This is a genomic window from Zooshikella sp. RANM57, assembly GCF_050749885.1.
In the GTDB taxonomy this organism is placed as follows: Bacteria; Pseudomonadota; Gammaproteobacteria; order Pseudomonadales; family Zooshikellaceae; genus Zooshikella.
The window spans coordinates 25,955-45,590 of record NZ_JBOIUB010000019.1; the positions used below are offsets into that span (position 1 = coordinate 25,955).

The 19,636-nt window shown below is 38.0% G+C and carries 18 protein-coding genes; 4 read left to right on the forward strand and 14 right to left on the reverse strand.

Features of this window, described 5'->3' with window-relative positions; genetic code table 11:
• Positions 1 to 29: 29 nt before the first annotated feature.
• Complete coding sequence (locus ACQ96U_RS24545; protein ID WP_431723916.1) at positions 30 to 290, reverse strand: OadG family protein; 261 nt, start codon at positions 288 to 290, stop codon at positions 30 to 32.
• 764 nt (positions 291 to 1,054) lie between these two features.
• Between ACQ96U_RS24545 and ACQ96U_RS24550 the strand changes: the two genes are divergently transcribed.
• Both ACQ96U_RS24550 and ACQ96U_RS24555 read left to right on the forward strand, forming a co-directional pair.
• Positions 1,055 to 1,261, forward strand: coding sequence for a YgdI/YgdR family lipoprotein (locus ACQ96U_RS24550; protein WP_215819589.1), 207 nt, complete (start codon positions 1,055 to 1,057; stop codon positions 1,259 to 1,261).
• 418 nt (positions 1,262 to 1,679) lie between these two features.
• Positions 1,680 to 2,597 (forward strand): glycerophosphodiester phosphodiesterase, encoded by a 918-nt coding sequence (locus ACQ96U_RS24555; RefSeq protein WP_431723917.1) that lies wholly within the window; start codon positions 1,680 to 1,682, stop codon positions 2,595 to 2,597.
• 31 nt (positions 2,598 to 2,628) lie between these two features.
• On the opposite strand, the gene ACQ96U_RS24560 is transcribed toward ACQ96U_RS24555, so the two are convergent.
• A complete protein-coding gene (locus ACQ96U_RS24560; RefSeq protein ID WP_431723918.1) occupies positions 2,629 to 3,783 on the reverse strand; it encodes an acyltransferase family protein in 1,155 nt (384 codons plus the stop codon).
• A 381-nt stretch (positions 3,784 to 4,164) separates the two neighbouring features.
• Positions 4,165 to 4,701, reverse strand: coding sequence for an NUDIX hydrolase YfcD (yfcD, locus tag ACQ96U_RS24565; protein WP_431723919.1), 537 nt, complete (start codon positions 4,699 to 4,701; stop codon positions 4,165 to 4,167).
• A 309-nt stretch (positions 4,702 to 5,010) separates the two neighbouring features.
• On the opposite strand from yfcD, the gene ppnN reads away from it, so the two are divergent.
• Positions 5,011 to 6,390, forward strand: coding sequence for a nucleotide 5'-monophosphate nucleosidase PpnN (gene ppnN, locus ACQ96U_RS24570; protein WP_431723920.1), 1,380 nt, complete (start codon positions 5,011 to 5,013; stop codon positions 6,388 to 6,390).
• Positions 6,391 to 6,519: 129 nt separating this feature from the next.
• Here ppnN and ACQ96U_RS24575 read toward each other — a convergent pair whose 3' ends face one another.
• From ACQ96U_RS24575 to ACQ96U_RS24625, 11 genes are all read right to left on the reverse strand, one after another.
• Entirely contained in the window at positions 6,520 to 7,305 is a 786-nt protein-coding gene (locus tag ACQ96U_RS24575; RefSeq protein ID WP_431723921.1) for a substrate-binding periplasmic protein, read from the reverse strand.
• Positions 7,306 to 7,516: 211 nt separating this feature from the next.
• Positions 7,517 to 8,677, reverse strand: a complete 1,161-nt coding sequence (locus tag ACQ96U_RS24580; RefSeq protein ID WP_431723922.1) for a serine hydrolase domain-containing protein — start codon at positions 8,675 to 8,677, stop codon at positions 7,517 to 7,519.
• A 4-nt stretch (positions 8,678 to 8,681) separates the two neighbouring features.
• On the reverse strand, positions 8,682 to 9,857 hold the full coding sequence (locus ACQ96U_RS24585; RefSeq protein ID WP_431723923.1) for a hypothetical protein: 1,176 nt from the start codon (positions 9,855 to 9,857) through the stop codon (positions 8,682 to 8,684).
• A complete protein-coding gene (locus tag ACQ96U_RS24590) occupies positions 9,857 to 10,954 on the reverse strand; it encodes a DUF3419 family protein (protein WP_431723924.1) in 1,098 nt (365 codons plus the stop codon). Before ACQ96U_RS24590 ends, ACQ96U_RS24585 begins: the two co-directional genes overlap by 1 nt.
• A 163-nt stretch (positions 10,955 to 11,117) precedes the next feature.
• Positions 11,118 to 11,855: an iron-containing redox enzyme family protein gene (locus ACQ96U_RS24595; protein WP_431723925.1), complete on the reverse strand. Its 738-nt coding sequence runs from the start codon at positions 11,853 to 11,855 to the stop codon at positions 11,118 to 11,120.
• A 2-nt stretch (positions 11,856 to 11,857) separates the two neighbouring features.
• Complete coding sequence (locus tag ACQ96U_RS24600; protein ID WP_431723926.1) at positions 11,858 to 12,481, reverse strand: FMN-binding negative transcriptional regulator; 624 nt, start codon at positions 12,479 to 12,481, stop codon at positions 11,858 to 11,860.
• A 100-nt stretch (positions 12,482 to 12,581) separates the two neighbouring features.
• Complete coding sequence (locus ACQ96U_RS24605) at positions 12,582 to 13,268, reverse strand: GNAT family N-acetyltransferase (RefSeq protein WP_431723927.1); 687 nt, start codon at positions 13,266 to 13,268, stop codon at positions 12,582 to 12,584.
• Between the two features lie 3 nt (positions 13,269 to 13,271).
• Positions 13,272 to 14,093, reverse strand: coding sequence for an aspartyl/asparaginyl beta-hydroxylase domain-containing protein (locus tag ACQ96U_RS24610; protein WP_431723928.1), 822 nt, complete (start codon positions 14,091 to 14,093; stop codon positions 13,272 to 13,274).
• Positions 14,094 to 14,606: 513 nt separating this feature from the next.
• Positions 14,607 to 15,386 carry an RNA ligase family protein gene (locus ACQ96U_RS24615; RefSeq protein ID WP_431723929.1) on the reverse strand — a complete coding sequence of 260 codons (780 nt, stop codon included), beginning with the start codon at positions 15,384 to 15,386 and terminating at the stop codon, positions 14,607 to 14,609.
• Positions 15,387 to 15,447: 61 nt separating this feature from the next.
• Entirely contained in the window at positions 15,448 to 16,716 is a 1,269-nt protein-coding gene (locus ACQ96U_RS24620) for an AAA family ATPase (protein ID WP_431723930.1), read from the reverse strand.
• A gap of 33 nt (positions 16,717 to 16,749) precedes the next feature.
• On the reverse strand, positions 16,750 to 17,400 hold the full coding sequence (locus ACQ96U_RS24625; protein WP_431723931.1) for an RNA ligase family protein: 651 nt from the start codon (positions 17,398 to 17,400) through the stop codon (positions 16,750 to 16,752).
• Positions 17,401 to 18,103: 703 nt separating this feature from the next.
• Between ACQ96U_RS24625 and ACQ96U_RS24630 the strand changes: the two genes are divergently transcribed.
• A complete protein-coding gene (locus ACQ96U_RS24630; RefSeq protein WP_431723932.1) occupies positions 18,104 to 19,555 on the forward strand; it encodes a hypothetical protein in 1,452 nt (483 codons plus the stop codon).
• Positions 19,556 to 19,636 lie beyond the last annotated feature (81 nt).

A 19,636-nucleotide genomic window follows, 5' to 3' on the forward strand; every position in this document is an offset into this window, starting at 1 on the left:
ATCGCTAACCAAAAATGAATTGTTATCTGTTAGTCCCGATCAGTATGCTTTTTACGGTATTGCTGGATAGCTGCAGAGATAACCGCAATCAGTTGGGTATCCTCTGTTTCTGCAGGGACAGGACCTGTTTTTGCTAACTTAGTTGGTATTAGTTTTTCGGGGAAATATTTCTGAACAATAATTGACATGAGCTCTGTGGCATAGACCAGCAGCGTCAAGAACACAAATACAAACCCCATTCCGAGCAACATTAAGTAAAGACCTTCGGTCATTAATTCAGCAGGGGCCATAGACTTTCCTTAACTAGAATTCCACGCTGTTAAGCGATATCCAGTATAAACGATATCCACGTCTTATGTTGTCCATTCCTTACACGCCTGATGTCTTCCTTCACAACAACAATCAGGCATGGTTATTCATAATTAGATATCGACTAGCGACTGGATTCTGTATTTAGTGTAAAAATTTTATAGAAAACTTATGTGATTTCGGGTCATTAATGTACATTGAATCAATTCGTTAGGCAAACATTGCTGTATTAATACGTATTGTGTTTGACTTAATTCAATTTTTTTGCTGACAGGTGATGGTTATTATGTGTCCACTCAGTCATCACAGACACAGTTACCTGCTACACAGATTTAAAACATCCATATCATAAGTGAACCAAATTAATGATACAGGTCTCAATAATTTTAAAGCATGGCTGGAGCTTTGAATATTACTCAGTAGAATAAGTTAAAACTCAGCATCACAAGCATGTTGTTTACCCAATAATAAATGATTCTATAAAGCCTTTTCTTTTTAACGGAAAAGACTTGAACTTAAAAAGGAAAATAACGTCTGGAAGACAAGGGCAAGCGTTAGCTGAGTAAATCTAACGTTTAAGTGCATGACTAAGCATTGTAATGATCAAGTAGAAACCCTGAAAGACAGCCCTATGAATAGGAAGTAAACACAGCATAAGCCGCCTATTCTTGCGTCAATCAGGTATACTCCTAAGCTTAATATAATAAGCGAGTATAATTGATCACCCTATTATAGGAGTTGTCAAATGAGAGCTGTATTACCGCTTGTATTATTTGCTGCATTAACTGGCTGTTCTACCCCCCACTTGATCACGCTTCAAGATGGTACCCATATCCAAACTGTAGATACCCCCGATTTTAATGAAGACACTGGCTTTTATGAGTATGAGACAGACAACGGCAATGATGAGTCTGTCAATAAAAATGTAGTCAAAAAAATCAGAGAGCTATAACGTCTCAAAGACATTGGATATCTTCATAGTACTTGGGTTTTAAAACAGATTAGCTCAAAACAAAATGGTCTATAGAGGACTCACCGCTCGCTATAGACCATTTCAAGTTCAAGCTGAACACTCGCCTCATGTTTGTTCCTCTAGCTCAACTGTCAAATTGTCTATCAAATATGTTTTCAACATTTACACAAGCATATTGCTGCAAGTTAAGTTGCATGACAACGGCTTGAGCAGTACATTATTGCACTATAAAATCCTGTGACCCCTTTTCTGCAGACGGGATATTTGCAGTAATAACCGACAACCAGAATAAGCAGCAATCTTATGTATTTCCTCTTTGATTATTGCTTTTTCAGATGACAGTCGCCCAATAAAAGAGCTGTCGGTTAATAACAACAAAAACAACAGTGAGATGAGCATGAAGCGCCTTGCAACAATCGTCATATTACTATTGATAAGCCTATACCTTATTCCTTTTACCATAACTGCACTATCATCCCCCCCGAATGCCCCCACCATAACCCAACCCCATGACTCACCTTTGGTGATTGCACATCGAGGTGGTAGGGGGTTATGGCCCGAAAACACTTTATTTGCGTTTAATAATGCCGTTAAGCTTGGGGTAGATATGTTAGAAATGGATGTTCGCACTACCGCAGACGGCACCCTCGTCATTATGCATGACCAAAAAGTAGACCGCACAACAAATGGCCATGGTAGTGTCAATGACCTGTTATGGACAGACTTGCAACACTTGGATGCTGGATATGCTTGGACAAGTGACAAAGGACAAACCTATCCCTTTCGAGGCAAAGGCATCACTATTCCTACACTTTCCTCCGTGTTATCGTCCTTCCCTCAAAAGCCCATGATTATTGAAATCAAAGAGGTTGGCATAGAACAAAAAGTTTGTAACACTATCCAAAAATATAATATGCAGCACAATGTCATTGTTGGCTCGTTTATAGAAACATCGCTTTATACATTTCGTGACATTTGTCCAGAAGTCGCCACATCAGCAAGCCATATCGAAGTCAGGAACATGGTCATTCTTGATACTGTTGGTTTAGGTCATTTATACCGTCCGCCCGCAATCGCCTTACAAATCCCTGAATATCACGATGAACGACTTATAACCTCCCCCTCTTTACTCGCCACCGCTAACCACCATCAACTGTGGGTACAAGTATGGACAGTCAATGATACGGCACAAATGCAGCGTTTAATGAAACAAGACATCAATGGCATTATTACTGACTTCCCAGATCGACTGATTAACCTAAAACAGCAGTTATTCAAACAACCCATTCAAGCTTCAAATGAATATTCTCATTAACACAACAACGCATCGATTTATTTAACTCCCCCTATTTGCCATTGAATAGCAAGCGCAATAGGGGTAAGCGAAGTATCAAGAAATGATGAATACATAGTGAGAGCAGCATAGCGCTAATAACAATGAGGCTGAAGCCTAAATACATATTCATTTCCAACTGCACAATCCATATACCAAGAGTAATGACGATCAAGTGATGGAAAAGATAAATACTATAAGAGGCATCTGATAAATAAAAAAATACACGTGATTGCCGATTAAATAATTTCGAAAAAAAGCAAAAGCAGAGCTGACAGGCTAGCCAAGTAATCAATCCATGCAGATAGATGTTTACTACTTCCAAGCCAAGCCCTGAAATTAATTTAGGGGCAATTTCAACACCAATACAGGCAATCATTAAAAATAACAAATACACCCATTGAAAACTGGCAAATAAATATTGCATATTTTTATTACGATAAAGGAACAAGCCAAATATAAAATACTGAAAGTAAATCAACAAACCAAATAACGTCACACCTCCCAGTGAAATACTGTAAATAGGTATAATCTTGCCCAGAATAATGACTAAAAAGTCATATCCTGGTAATAGTAGAATAATCCAGCGCCTCGACAGAATTTCACTGGCACTGATGGCCAGCATACCTTTTAAAAACGGGAGTTGCCTAGCAACCCATACCAAAAATACGGCGATTAAAAAATACCAACATAAATTAACGAGAAACCACAAATGAGAAAGCCACCCTGAATCCAAAAAGAATCGCTGAACAGTAAGGTTACCTAACAAATACTCTTGTACTGAGTTAACCAATAAAGCTGTTGAGATTAGTGGAACCATAATTCGTTTTGAACGCAACTTAATAAATACAGGTTCACCATATTTAATAACCGTCATCAGACAAAAAAAACCTGAAACAATAAAAAAAGCCGGCATTCTAAACAGATGAATAATATTACTTAATTCTGAAAAAAATATGGCACGTTCGCTACTAACAACCTTCCAGACATGATCAGGGTTATATATTTGCGCCGCATGCAAAACAACACCAAGCAGCATTAATGTGCTGCGCATTGCATCCATGTAATAAAGCCTCATGCTAATTCTCACTCTACACTGAAAACCCGGCAATTGCAGTGCAGAATCCACGCCAAACAAATTAACCAGAAAAATAATTGTATTAGTCATAAACAAATACAAGGTTATGAACGATTACTAAAAAAACACGACAACAACATTTCAAAAAAAGATGTATAAGGTGTAAAAAAGTACAACAGCTCTATCTGAATAGCGAAAACTTAACTCAAGATATAGGTAATTCAAGAAAAATACTTACTGGAGGTGTTATCAACAATAACATCAAAGGAAGTTAAAATTGCTAAATACGCTTCACGCGTTTTTATGCAAGTTTTTAAGTAGAGGGGCAGAAAGCCTTTAAAGACTTTCTGCAAGGATATAAAGCCCAACGCGTTTATGTATTAACGATATTCTGAATTATTTTAATTTAGTATTTACTGATTAAGCATATCGCAAAACATATCTAACAAGTAGAACTGACTTAGTGGTTATTTAAACGGCAATGGCAAGCTTAGGCCACAGTCGCTGTAACGCAATCAGACTATCTGGTGTAAATTGCAGTGACTGTGGCGAGCGCAAGATGTCTTCAGGCCACAACAATACGACATCTTCCACCTCTTCAGCCTCTAACGTCAATGGACCATCGTATTCACAGGCATACACCTTACCCCATACCCGCTGATCCTGTTCTTGAAAGTAAAAATGGAAGTAGCTGTCCAATGGAATCCCTGTAATACCCATTTCCTCTTCTAACTCACGATAAGCTGCTTGCTCATATTCCTCTCCTGCTTGCACCACCCCTCCTGCTGCAAGGTCATAAAATCCAGGATACACATCTTTGGTGACTGTTCGCTTTTGAACTAACAATTGCCCAAGCGGATTAAACACAAACACATACACAGCCCGATGACAAAGCCCTTGTTGACGCATTTCTGAGCGGGTACTTTCACCAATACACTCATTTTGTTCATTAACGATGGTTACTCGTTCATGATGGATGCAAGGTTTTGCTATTTGTTCACGTGGCATGGCTCTCCCTCATTATTTTTATCATATGAATAGCCATCATTGTGGCTATTGTACTAGGCTTATCACACCTTATCATGATGTTGACTGATGGCCCACCCCCTGCAGGCCAATCTCATCCTCAAATTACCAGACGACTCTCTTCTATCAACCATCTTCAAACAGGCTCAAAGTTGAATGCCTTAATCTTGCAGTTTCAACCAATTCTTCATGATGTGGACTATTTCTTTTGTAGGTGATTGAACTCATTCACTAAATGTTTTATCTACAATGAGATTAGGTACGTTAACACAAGAAGCAGATAGAATTCATATGAGTGAAACATTAATCTCAACGTTAGTCAGTCCCAGTGGAAGTATGAGTGTCCTCTCCAATAATGAAGTTAAACAGCTTCAAGACACGTCCAAGGGGGGACTTTACCAACTTTTTCGTCAGTGCTCGCTGGCTGTCTTAAACTGTGACGAGCACTCAGATAATCCCTATAAAATTCTTCAACAGTATCAGAGCTTTGATATACGCATCATTCAAGAACACCGTGGTCTTAAATTACAACTGATAAATGCACCCGGTAATGCCTTTGTTGATGGGCAGCTCATCAAAGGGATCAAACAAAATCTCTTTGCTGTTGTCCGCGACATTCTCTATGTTGCTAATGAAATTAGGCAACATGCCGCAGTTAACGCTGAAAGCTCAACGAACATCACTAATATGGTATTCCATGTGTTACGCCATGCGAATGCATTTCGCCCTAAAGTACATCCCGATATTGTTGTATGTTGGGGAGGACATTCCATAGGTGAAGCTGAGTATAAATACACAAAACGTGTAGGCTATCAGCTAGGGCTACGAGGCATGAATATATGCACAGGCTGTGGTCCTGGTGCTATGAAAGGCCCTATGAAAGGTGCCAATATTGCTCATGCCAAACAGCGCATCACGGGCAGTCGTTTCATAGGGCTTACGGAGCCAGGTATTATTGCCGCTGAATCTCCTAACCCTATCGTCAATGAGTTAGTCATCATGCCCGATATAGAAAAGCGCCTAGAGGCGTTCGTCCGTATGGGACATGGTATTATTGTGTTTCCGGGGGGGCCTGGTACTTTTGAGGAAATTCTTTATATTTTAGGTATCTTATTACATCCTAGTAATCATGACATACCATTCCCCGTCGTCTTTACGGGTCCAAGTTCTGCAAAAAACTACTTTGAAGATATACACCAGTTTATTGGTAAAACACTCGGCCTTGAAGCCCAGCAACGCTATAAAATCATTATTGATGATCCTGAAACAGTTGCTCGGGAAATAAAGTTTGGTTTGGACGAAGTCACTCGTTTTAGACGACAGACAGGAGATGCATTTTACTACAACTGGCAGCTGACTGTAGACGATGAATTCCAGCAGCCTTTCGAACCAACCCATGAAAATATGGCTGATCTTGAGTTATCTAAACAATTACCTGCTTACAAGCTGGCGGCCAACTTACGGCGTGCGATGTCAGGTATTGTTGCTGGCAATGTCAAAGAAATTGGCATCACAGCAATTACTGAGCATGGTCCTTTTAAACTGTTCGGTGATCCAGAGCTTACTGAAGACATTAATCATCTACTGCATTCATTTGTCATCAATCAGCGGATGAAGCTTCCAGGCAGTGGTGACTACGAGCCTTGTTATGAAATTTTAGGCAATCATTAAATTAATCAGGAGTACCTGTCATTTCTTTATTCAAGAGAAACAGGTACTTCTGAATTTAAACATATACTTCAACACCGTATAAGCATCACTTAAAACCATTTATATTTAGCGGTTATCCTTAACCAAATGTCACTTTTTATAAGCGCCCACTAATAAATCTTCCCGCCATTTATCCAGTAAGCCCTCACTTTGTAATTGCTTAATCCCTTTATTAAAGTCTTTCACAAGCTGTTCTGACCCAGTATGTTTTCGGGAAAATAATAAATGTCCCTTCGCTTCAACAAGCGGCTTTGGATTAAAATCAATTAAATGTACAACAGATTGATCAAACTTTTCGGCTAATAGGCCAAACCCGGCAACAGTACCCATTGGAAACAGGTCAATTCTCGAAGCAAACAGCTTTTTAAAATTTTTATCATCTGCTGAGGCTGTTTGTACCTGTAGTTTTCCAGACTTAGCTAAATCCCAGAATTCTTTTGTGTAGGTATAACCTATAGTGGCACCAATCGTTCTATCTGAAAGATCGGTCAGTTTATGCCACGCTTTTAGTGGATTTGTTTTCAAGTGAAAAAATACCGTTTTCTCTGACATCACAGGTGTGCTATAAATAAAATCATGTTCTCTGTCTGCCGAATGAAACCAAAAAGACGTTGCATGGTAGTCCCCTTTTTTAGCAGATTCATAAGCACGTTTCCATGGCAGGAATTTAAACTCCACTTTATAATCACCAGCCCTTTTAAACGCCTCGTCAATGACATGACTCACAAATCCTTTATGCTTTAAGCTTTCTGAGGCCCAGGGTTGATACTCCCCTGTCGCAATTAATACCGTGGTTTCTGCCATACTGGTTATAGAATAACCAACACTCAATAATACAATGCACCACCTGTTGAGTAATCGATAACCCATCTTCATGTAATTACCTTAAAAACATCACAATACTGTCATTTTAAGGTTAGTACATCATTTACGCATCATCGAATATAGAACAGATAGCCTAATTATTACTTGCTATTTCTATTCAAAATCATATTCTTGGAGTCGATTTATTATTACATTATTTTTTAAGATGTATTTATTGAATATGTTTTCAACACAAGGTGTAGGCTGAACTTAATGCGATGATTTAAGCCTTATTCTTTTTTAGTACAGACATAGTTATATCTAAATAATTAAACATATCATCAGCCATATAACGGGTTCGGTGAGCACTTTTCTTTTCTCCTAACCGAACAACAACAGCATTCATTGCTGGAATAACCAAAATATACTGGCCTTTGATACCCTGAACGATAACAACCTCCATATGCTTGTAAGTCGTAAGCCAAAAATGATAACCATAAAAATCCACTTCTTGGCCATCCTTATGGTCTTTGAGGTATCTTGCAGGACGTAATGCATCAACCAAATACTGGTAAGGAACAACTTGCTGATCCTGCCATTGACCTCTGTTTAATATCAACTGGCCAATACGCGCAAAATCTTGAGCGTTACTAAAAAAGCAACAAAAAGCCTTTTCTTCCCCATTAGCCTGATCTAAAGACCATAATGCAGGCTGTGTTGCACCTATCGGTTGCCATAGCTTTGTTGCTGCATACTTAGAAATAGTTACACCCGTCGCCTTTTCGAGTACTTCAGCTAAAATTTGCGTATTAATACTGGCATAGCGAAAGTGTTTCCCTGGCGATTCAGCCACTTGCATCGTATTTACCAAACCTGATAAACGCTGTCCATAATAAGCCTGTGCCGTGACAGAAAAAGGACTACTATAACGCTCATCCCAATTTAGCCCTGAGCTCATTGTAAGAACGTCTTTTATTTTTATTCGTTTTCGTTGACCTTGGTTAAAAGCAGGTAAAAAATCACTCAAATTTTGTTCTAAATCATGAATATAACCTTCAGAAATCGCCACCCCTAATAATAAGGAAACAATACTTTTTGCCATAGAAAAAGAATTAGAGCGGACATTTTCATCATATCCTTTCCAGTATTTTTCAAATAGTAACTCACCATTGTGCACAACCAAAAATGCTTTTGAGTCATACTGACTTAATATCGACTGAGCGTCATGAGTCAAAGTAATTTTATTATACATCTTAGCCTTGGGCCAAGGCATTGACTTACTGACCTCAATAATTCGATTATCAAATATTTTATGATCATCAAGATCAGCTTTTTGATATATCAAAAGAGAAGGCAAGTAACGATAAGGGCCAGCTATTAAAAGTAATGTAATAGCAATTAGCAATGATAATGTGCAGCCAATTATCCATTTTAAAGGTTGCATTAAGTTAAACCTTCATCGTTGTAAAAATTTTCTTTGCTAATGTATTATACATTAAAGCTAATAATCGCCATCCTAACTGCTGCCATTTCGATAAATGATGAATATATACAAAGTCAAATTCAAAGCTTGGCTTGGCACCACGTCGACGTTTAAATTCTCCAGCCCCCGAACTTAGGTTAACGGGTAGGTTTTCCTCCTTAGACTGCTTACATAAATAACTAATACTACATCGATAAAGCCCTGTATCTTTCGCCTCAAGTGTTTGATGCCCGACTAAAGAACTGATTAACTGCTGTTCAGACTTATAATAAGAAATAAATCCTTGCAGTGTTTGCTCAGATGCCTTATGAAAAAAACCAACAAAATTAAAACACTCACTTGCCAACGTATGCTGAAACCAACGATCATTATATTGAAGACTGTACCTTGAGTATTTTTTTACATACAGTTCTCTATATAAATTGCATAATGCTTGGGAGTAATCAAGCTTTTCAGCATGCTTACCATTCATGCATGATAACTGGTAAGGTGTATTCTTTAAAAATTTTTGATCTGTTTTAAATGTACGTCGCTGTTTAGCGGTGCTTAAATTAATATCTTCAATTGTTGACTGGTCCCAGGTATATACCTGTCGATGAACAATTTTTAGCAGCCCTGTTGCGGTCATTCGATTCAACTGCTCATGTGCTGCTTCAGTACAGCCTTTAAAAACAATAGCATGTCGTGGAAACTGGCAGCTTAATTTTTTAATGAGTAAGTCAATTTGTTTTCGCTCTAATGCTAAAAATGGACCTGTGGGTAATAACCAGTTGTTAACATAAACGACTCGGTTTAGCTTAAGGAAGCCAAATATGTGTTTCAACCCAGCAATTAATAACTGCAAACTAATGCGAAGAGGTTTGTGGTTTATTGTTCTTATAAAGTCAGCTACATAATGAATATAATAAGCGATAGGTGAAGTTAAATAACACTGATCTTGTTCTCCATTATTAATAACCAAAGGCACAATCTCATTATCAACCTTTGCAATCAGTAACGGTTGATCAACATTATCGATATAGCTTTTTGTCCCATTTTTGACTATAGGTACAAAGTAATCTGCAGCAAGCCGACCAGAGCTTGTTTTAGGAAAATGTAATTGAATAACAGATTCTCGATCATAAAGTGCAACTTCTGCCATTAACAGGCTCTCCGATAGACTTGGATATGCCAAAGCTGAGTGACGTCTTCCGCAAATAATGTCTGGTACTCATTGGCTATATCAATAAATCCTGTTGTATCTGCTGGAGCTAGCCTTAAATGTCCTCGACTAACCACTTTACTTTCTGGGAGTAGCTTAGCCTTAATGTCTTGTAAAAAAACTTTTTCTCGATGTGTTTCGAAAAATGAAGGTACATCAGATAAAGAAACAAAATCAATGGGGTTTTCCTGTTCTTTGATGGTATGAATAATATCACCAAGAACATAGTTTATTTCTGTTATATTCAGTGCTTCTTTAACCTTATCAAAAACATGTTGCTCCGTTTCAATAGGGTTACCTGCCTCAAAACGAAGCTCACCTAGCAATAATAGCTGTAAAAAAAAACTGTTCTTAGCGAGTACTTGCTGAAACAACTGTTTAAAAATACGTTGATAGTGCAGATAAGCAGAGCCTGGGATATTTTTCTTGGGAAAACTTCCTTTATAAAGCAAAGCATTTAATACATTAGCATTCCCAAGTAACAATACGATTAAGCGCCATAGTTTATTTGGAAAATCAGCACTATTAACAAAGTTTTTTTGTTCTTGTAGGGTATTAAAAGTAAAAAGCGTATCAAGTTTACCTCGGGTAACCCAGCGAATAATGCGGCTAAACTTGATCAATGTTGACTCAAAATTTCCCAAATAAATAATTGGCGCCCACTGATGACGAGAAAACAAACGATGTAGTTGCTCTTTTAATTCAATAGTTAGAGGTAATGTATTAAATAAATCTTCTCTTTTTTTATGAGAGCAAGTAGCCGGTGGATATCCTAAAAAACCAATAAAATCATCATATTCAAAATGTTTAGCCGCCATAATTCTAAGCTGTGTTAAAGCCAATTGTTCCTGAGATATATCAACACAGGTAAGTTTTTTTGGTTGCCTTGCTAATAACGGCAATATTCTCGCTCCACTCCCTGCAATGGAAATCACATGATTAACATTATCCTCTAACAGCCTATATTCAATCAGACTATCTTCGTCCCCTAAACTATAATTCAAATGTGTAAAATAAGTCTGCATGCTTTTCGCCATAGGAGCTGACCTTAGATTATGGGGCTAACGAACGGCATTATTACCTAAATTAAGATCTTCTTCATAATGGATCTATATGTTAGATGTTAGCCCTTTCTTTCTAGATCAACCCTTAAAATCCTTTACTTAATGTTCAAAGAAATTTACAACTCGTTAATTTCACTTAATTTGTTTTTTTTAACACATTCAAAAATTGATATGTGTCTGAACTCCCTTTTTCAAGTGAAACATAAGCATCATATACTGCATTAAGCAATTGCCCCGTCAAGCGTAAGCTGGTTTCCATTACCTTCTCAACATCTTTTAAATCATCCTCTGACTTACAATGAGTAATGATCATGTTATTAACTTCTTCGGCATGCTTCTCATCAATGGTAGAGTGCGCAATAAAAAATGTTAGCTGTGAAGATTTTAAGCCAAGCTGTTCCTGTAAGCTATGTATTATCGGATTAATATACTGATAGCAATTCTCAGCCCAAAAACTATAACCCAAACGTTGTAGAGGGTTTCCTTGCATAGATATCCAGTAGAGATACCCAATCAATACCTCAGTAGCAGGCAATGGTGATGGAAGATCATTTTCTTCTATATTCAATCCCATTGATTTGACATCATGCAAAGCCATAAGCTCATGACCCGTTTCTTCTGCCGCATGATCAAAACAAAACTTGATATAACTTGGAGCAGCTTGAAAACTACGGACTCCAACCAAAGCCTGATTTCTAGCATTATGGCGTGTATAATGATAGGTTTCTAACATATATAAAGCAAAAAGACGTTGATCTATACGTTTTTCATTAATAGCTTGGACGAGTTTTGATGCTGAAAGAATTTCGTCCCAAACCTGTGCCAGTTTCTCATTAAGCTCAGTCAGTTTCTGCTTAATTTCTTCTTTAGTCATTTTTACTCCCCTTTTTTCCTGTGCTCTTCAGTAAACTTGGCTAATAAATGGCTATCTACATCAGGCTGTGCTTTTAATCCAGCAATAATACCTTCCTGATCGTTTGTACTTCGATTTTGACCAAGCTTATATTTTCCTTCAATATCAGTAATTTCAAATTGAACCCCGACAATTGCCTGCATCAGTCGTTCTTTGAAATCATCAGGAATCATTGTATGATCACCTGACAATACAGGATCATATTTCTTTACCAGTTCACTTAAATCATGGTCAAGCACATCACTACTAATAATAGAGGCTTTTGCCTTAACATGTACGGCTGCATAATTCCATGTAGGGACAGCAGGTTTTTTTTCATACCAGCTAGGGGAGATATAAGCATGTGGTCCTGAGAAAATTATTAATACTTCACATGCCTTCTCAAAAACTTTCCAATGATCATTTTTAATCGCCATATGTGAACGTAGACAGCCTAATACACCTTGATCTCTATTTAATAAAAATGGTACATGAGAAGCTAATAAATTACCTTCACGCTCACTCACAATAATGCCAAATGAATGTTGCTCAATAAAGCTATGTAATGTTTCCAAATCACTAATCCTGAATGATTCAGGTATATACATATACGGTATCCTTGTTGCTAATAACTGCTTGTATTTATTGCTTTTTTAACAATTCTAACAGGCTTGAGTTTATCCATAAATCATGCAGTCTAAGCTGCATTTAAACGATAGGCATCGCTATATTTGCTACTGTTGTTTTATTATCATAATGTGTAGTTGAATCAATATGCATGATAAGCCGTCTAAGCGTTGTGTGCATCAAATAATACGGCTGATAATGCCTAGAAGCAACAATAATAGGCTTGGAGTGATACTTTTCCAGACCATAACGGCTAAAAACCATTGCTGTTGACCGTTTACATAAAGCAACAATGCCTTTTGCTTGCAGGTCAAAAGCCAGCTTTATGGCCCGCGTTATGAGTAACTTGCCAATATCTGCTCGCCATCGGTTATGATCAACAATTAAACGACTCAACTCAACATATTGATCAAACTCACTTGGTATACCTTCACTTACAGGAAGAACTTCTTTAAACTCAAAAGGCGCACAGGTGACACGCAAGCTACCAACAATCTTACCTAGAATTTCAATATGAATATGATAGCTACGAGCGTCAATCTCTAAATCATGTTCAATTTTTTTGTAAAATTCGTTTAGAAAATAAGGCATCCGATCCTGATATGCATTACAACGATACTGGCTTACTTTTTGATCAACAACTCCCTGCTTAATATGTGTATTGATAATACTGTCTGTCGACTGTTTGATAATACGATCCAGTGGACCTAACTGATCATAAACAATGGCAGATACCTGATCTACAGGTATCATCTCTGAGGGCAACATGACTTATAACACCCACCACTTTTCATTATCTAGAAAATGTTTACCACCAATATCCTGTGTACGCTGCTGTTGTATAGCAACGTCATACATACCCTGTAATTGAGATAACACAAAAACTTCAGCGTCTGTTAAATCTGGATGCCAAATATCAGCAAAAAGCGTAATACGCGTGGTATCTGAGTTATTCCAAGCTTCATGTTCAAAGCTATCAGCAAAAATCAAACAATCGTGATGTAAAAAAGCCTTACTTTCGTCCGCTACACGCAAAGCACAATCATCAGGCACAATTAAACCTAAGTGTAAATTAAGTTTTAAGTTAGTATCTCCAAAATGGGCAGGGATAGATGAATGTGGATTCAGCGCCGAAAACCATGCAGTTCCAGCGAATCGAGGTAAACGCTTTAACCCTTCTAGTGTTGAGGGACAACTTTGCTGATTAAATTTAATCCGTTCGTCAACCAATAAGGGTGAACGAGATAAATAAAAAATATTCCATTGGCCATTATAGCCCGTCTTATCAGAACACTCGTAATTTTTTTTCAGCATCAAAGCATCTTCCAGCTCACCTTGTATCGCATTAGCCATACTTATCAGTGTTTGGACTCCATCTATTTCTTTACTTTCATACCAAGGTTTACTTTTAAGAAAAGGAAAAAATATCTTAGGCTGTTGCCATCTATTGTCTTGAGGAGGAGATAAGTCTTGAGAAAATAAAGCCTGCTTTAAGCGATCTAAACTAGACTGTCCAAAACGTTGAGTAGACAACGTAAATAACTGTTCTACCTGACTAAGCTGCTCTGTAGTCAACCCTAATGATGATAACATAAAAATATCCTAATATAGCACTCTTTATTATTAAGACGTAATACAGAACACTTATAGCACGACTAGCCATCCATGCTGTATTATACTTTAGTATGATTCTTCCATAGCCAGTGTTAACTTTTCAGTCATCACCCCTAGTATATTCCTAATTGATACTGTACCCACTTATCAATATCAGGCTCGATAATAAATATACTACGTGAACTGTATATATTATTACAACGTTAACTTTGAGGGTAAACAGAAACTCAAACAAAAATGTGATGTGTAAGTTTAATTCATAAACCACAGTCACTTATTAACGTTTTTATTATTATATTACTTCACTTAGTGGTATGTTATGTTTCTTATACTAATTCCATAGTTTGTATAGGTCAATAGCCTGGCTAAACAGTCCAACATACATTGTCTTTACTAATAAGAGAATACTTAATATACCCATCAAAGTATGCAAGTGTATATTGTACTCATTACAAATACAGTTCCTCTACAATCAACTATTTATGAATAACACTAAAGGCTAATCAAACCGTTATGCGTAACAGATAGTTTGGACAAATGTGCGTTTACTGAATTGATTCTTGTGAGAAAATCACCTCGAATAAACTTATACCTAGCGACCACTTCAGCTTTATTTTCCACTTTAATATATAGTCCTTCCATATAGCGATCCAACGTATCAGTAATTTTATCAAGAGTAGCATTTTTTACATTTTGCTTTAAAAAATTCGTTCTATAGTTTTTACTAATAAATGCTGAATAGCTAATCAATGCTATTAGTTCTCCAACATATTTAAAACACCCTGAATCAATAACTCGAACTGAATGTATAAAAGAGCATCCAGCCAGTCGCTTTTTTCGTTCCTCTGTACTTAAAAACACTCCATTCTTTTTATCATAAATATCGAATTCTAAAAAATATGCTGGCAGTACATCATAAAAAATCGTATGACGATAATATAACCATTCACCAAATAAAATATATCGATCTTCAAGCAGCTCCCACAATTCAGTATGATATTGCCATCCCCACTGTTTTAATAAATCAAACTCACCTTCACCTTTTCCTCCTTTTAATATTGTTCCTCGAGACTGAAAAACAGGCTGCTTTGATGGTAAAAAGCTAACGCTTATTTGCGTTCCATCCATTTTTTCTTCAATCACTAGATATTGGCTTTGCACACTCTGTAAAGGTATCTTCATCAATGATTGATTTAATTCAACTGGAGCAGTTATTTGAAATAACTTTGAACCTTCAATATGATAGGTTTTTGGGTACTTTATAACTGACATATTCGTGCTCCCTCCCCCCTTTTACTAGGACCTGTTCACAGCCCCTAAAATAACAGCACGACTAATCTGAATAAAAACCATGCTTTAATAAAATCTGTCCTTGATCATTAACAATACAGTAGCGGTGGGCTTCATCGGGTGTTGGCCACTGATATGAATTAAACTGTCTTGCTAAAACCTCATCTGGCACAGCCAACGCACGGTTTCGGTTACCTTGATAAATTGTCGAACGTGGAACTTGAAATACAACGAGCGTTACGAGTGCATGATAGTCTTTCCCAATATCACACACAATTTTTCGAAAGTCATAGCGTAAATTAGTCGCATCCCAAATAACATTCACGCCTTTACGTAAACAGGCTTTTAGGCGATCCTTTGCCAAGTGTAATACTTTACCAACATTCGCTTGACTGGCTGCATGTCCGTTAATTTCCTGACGAATTGCATCAAGTGAAACCACCTGATAATTTGATTGTTGCTTTACCCATGCCGATTTACCTGAACCACTAGGCCCACATAAAACCATTAACTCAACAAAGCATTCACGTCGTTGATAGGTTTTAGCAACCGCTTCCTCAACAGTAGTAATCGTTGCTCGTTCCATATCATAAATAGCTCGGCTATATACATAATCACAACTACTGGCTGATAGTGGTTTCAACGTATTCTTAAGCTGATGCTGCCATTCACGATGGATGTTTGATTGCCAAACCCTATATTCTTTACAAAAAAGCTTGAATTCTTCTAAATGCATTAACTGATTTTTTATATCTGAGCAAATACGACCGCGCATATCAGCAACTTCTAGCCAATATACAAGCTCGATATCAACACATCGAGACAACAACCAAAAGTGCTCTGGTTCTTGATTTTTAACCATCAATAATTTTGGTCGATGATGCTCACCTACTAACCCCATAATGAGGTAAATAACCTCATGGCTTAATTCCAACTCAGGTAATAAAAAAGCCAAATAAGACCGACCAACAGCTTCATGTTGTGGTGAAACAATACGACGAATCGCCTGTACTTCTCTTTCTCGTGCTGTAACTGGCTTACCTATATCATGAAATAAAGCCCCCAAAATTAAAGCCTGACGCTTTTCACCCGTAATGTGAGCAGCCTGATCTTTTAACAATCCATATAACTCATCAAGAACCATACCTGTATGGATATAGACATCACCTTCTCCATGCCATTCAGGATCTTGTGGTGTTGATTTTAAATCATGTAACCAGGTACACACGCTGCCTAAGTAATGAATACATTCATCAATACCAGGAAATGCGTCTTTTTTTAAAGCATCTAACCAATCTCTACGTTTCATCATGTTACTGCTCTTATTCTTTATTTATATTCCATCTTATTCAACTTCATTAGAGAGCAATTTATTTGCCACTACTACGGTATGCATCCAATGCTCTTCTGTTTGAACATGGGATTTCCTTACCCATTTCGCAACAGACTGTGCAAATTCACTATAATGAAAATGTTCACTAACCCGTACCACATAACCTTCCATAAGCGTGGTATCAATTTTAAGTTGTTGAATGAGTCCTTTATTCCATTCGCCCTGATATAACACAGGAGGAGGTGTCAAATTTAGTAACTCAAACCACTGCTCAGTCTCAGCCCAGGACAAGCAATAATTATGTTCATCCCAAATCGAAAAAGCCATAAAGTATGAGGGTAACTGATCATAACCAATGGCATGCTTAGCAAAAAGATTCTCCCCACAAATTCGCCATCCAATAGGAATATCTGTCGCTATGCTGGCATGTAATGCTTTCACCCAATCCCGAGAAGCATGATGACGACTATCAATTGAGCGCGCATGAATATAGTCACAATATAAGGAGGTATTTTCACCATCCATTTTTTCCGTGACAATAACCTGTTTACCTTCAAACTGACTGACATCACAACACCGCACATCATCACTGGATCCTCCTGGAGACCACGGTAAGTGAGGTGTTCGTGGGTATTTGTATCGTTTTATGTTATTACTGCTCATTATCAATGTACTCCGAACCTACCAGCCAAGGTACCGTTTTTCAGCCCTGGACTTGAGCTGCAGGGATTAACGTATAACATTTCTGTACTTGGCTTTGGCACAAGAGAATAGACCCTCAAACATGCTATGCCATTTTTTAAGCATAGTAATCGCTTAAAGGATCGCTTCCACAACTAGACTGTGAGTACAATCAACGGTTATTTATACATAACACAAGGCAGTGCTGGATTTTACTTATGCGCATAACAATGAGCCTATATGCTTCTAAAGAAAAGAGCGCAAACACATTTCATATAGAACAGCACAAGCACTACAAGGCGCTAAATACCGAACAAAATACCTATCCATCGATAAGGAAACAATCCAAGAGCGTGAGGCATACTCAATAAAGAAGGTAGCTAATGCTACTAAGTAAGGTGGGATGTATTACATTGATCTAAACGAAAGCTTGACTTTCATTCCTCATTATCAAAATTCATGTTAGAGCCGCAAATTAAAAACGATCTTTGGGGCAACGTCAAGCACAGAAATTTTTGAGCTTTACTATAGGGCACCTCTAAAAATAGTGTTTTTTTTGTGTAAAGAAAAATAAAAACAGTTACAAAAAATAATAAATATGATGCGGTACAGTTAAAACTCTCGATACGTCAGTTTTGTTATTATCTTTTATGATGGTGTTGAAGTATACGGCAGGAACCTAGTCATGCGTTTTAAACCTATTGATGTGCGCCCTTTCAGTGAGCGATACAAAGAGGACCCCTCTTTTGACATTGCAGAAGACCGCTATTGGGAACCAGATCAAACCATGTCAATCTATGGTGACCCAGAACTGGGAACATCTGTTTGGGATGACGTACGCAGTCTCGAACAGACAGACTATGGTATACCACTGTTACCTTACGTTATTCGAGAAAAGGTGCCTCCCATCCCCGAACGAGTAGTACCACCGGTCCCGCCCCCAAATACTGAACCCGATCTGAACTACAAAATTGTTATTGAAGTTGCAGGCATCAAACTTCCCTCAACGCAACGACTTTATCTGGATGCCAGCCGGGAAAATAATTTAGCACAGGAGCTTCAAGCGGCTGAGACCTATCGAAAAGACAACAGTCCCTACCGCAGTCTGGTTGTCTTCCATGGCATTCCAAACATACCTCGCAAGCTAGGGTTACGCATTGCAATGCATGGCCGTGGTGAGCCACCTTTACTGTTACCACTAGTAGACAGTATTCAGCCTATTCCCAAAGAGACTGACAAAGAACGTTGGGAAAGTATTATTATTCCCATTAAACCACTTGGGTATATCACTGAAAATCAAACCCGTCCAGAATCAGATGTTTTACCTGAGTCTGGATGGATTTATGTTTTTTGGAAAAACAAGCTCTGGCGAGAGCTTCAAGTTGGTAAACACCAAACCTATCGTGATACTCGTCTGGGATTTTATCGGAATACACGTCATAGTAAGCTCAACCCCACTAACAACATGGAACGGGAAGCATTGGGTACAGCTTATGATTCTATCTGGATTCCTTATAAACTGAATGGCGAGGTTCAACAAGGCGCTACAGGCGTCAAAATGATGTATAGTAAACGGCAACTTTCATGGGAAGAAATAGACCGTCTGGAAAGTAACCCTGGCCGATTAAACTCCCGAGCCACATCGATTGATGCCGTTAACATTTATGAAAGTAGTCAGGGCTTTGAACTGGAGGATGGTCCTGTAGGTCCCATAGCACCCGCGTTATTAGACCAAAATCCAGAGGTTTTGCCTCCTCGTCAGAACAGCCGTGTAAAACCTGCACAATACTTAGACCGAAACCGGCAAAATAAAATATCAGTCGCCTATCTTGATGCAACGCCACGTGGCTTAGTAGTCAAGTTTGAGTATGGAATAGGTAAAGAAAAGCCTAAAGATCAAATGCTCACGCTACAAACTGATGATGGCTGGAGCCAAACATTCTCGACAAAAGAGATGGAAGAAGTCGAAACAGGCTGGCTACAGGCCATTTTCGAGGACTACCCAGAAGGGGCAACCTTTGATTTAATCAAGGATTCAAACACACCCGGTGTCCTTCCACAATACCTGTTTTATGATCTTACTATTGAAGATATTCAAGCAAATGACCAAATATCACAGTCATTTGCAGAAGGTTAGCTTTTCACACACCACTTTTCTCTTTTGAACATTAATCTGCTAAATTAAGGGGGGGCTTGAAATAACAGCCCCTCATTCATT